General features: G+C 42.7%; 1 pseudogene. It reads left to right on the top strand.

The features are described 5' to 3' along the window. Window positions 1-477 (top strand): annotated as a pseudogene (locus ACODS7_RS32390) (portal protein); the annotation flags it as partial. Between the last annotated feature and the right edge of the window lie 169 nt (window positions 478-646).

The following is a 646-nucleotide window of genomic DNA, read 5'->3' as shown; positions in this document are numbered from 1 at the left end:
AATAAAGCGAAGATGGAAAACAAGCAGTTTGAGCAACTGGCACAGAATCCAGAAGTTCTTCAGCTTCTCCAACAATACAACATGCAGCAACAGCAATTTGAACAGCAAGCCCAAGCGATGCAAGCACAAGGTGTAGACCCCATGCAGGCTGGCATGCAACCGCCACAACTACCACTGGCGACACCGCAGGTGCGTGATTTCTATGATCATGAAGTGCACGTATATATGCATAATGCTTTTCGAAAATCAAGTTTATATGATGAGTTGCCACCTGAAGTGCAGCAGTTAGTGGATGACCATGTACAGCAACATATGGAGGCACTCAATGCGCCAATGGAAGCGGATAGAAGGCAGCAGATGGAACAAGAACAACAGATGCAGGAAGAACAGAGAGCGATGAAAGAACAAGATTTACAGCTCCAACATCGCAAATTAGATATTGAGGAAAAGAAAGTAGAAAAACAAATGAAGAAATAGACCAGTCGCTATTAAATAGCGGCTTTTTTATATACAAAAATTTGGGCGTCGAATGTGGACTTGCGCCCACCCACAGGAGGAAAAGAAATATGTTAAAACCATTTCGTTTACGTGTAGGTAATTTTCAATTTTTTAATGGTTTGGAAGGCGGTGGTGAGGTTGTAACGGA

Source organism: Bacillus sp. FG16 (assembly GCF_057809515.1).
This window is presented reverse-complemented; position numbering and strand designations above follow the sequence as displayed.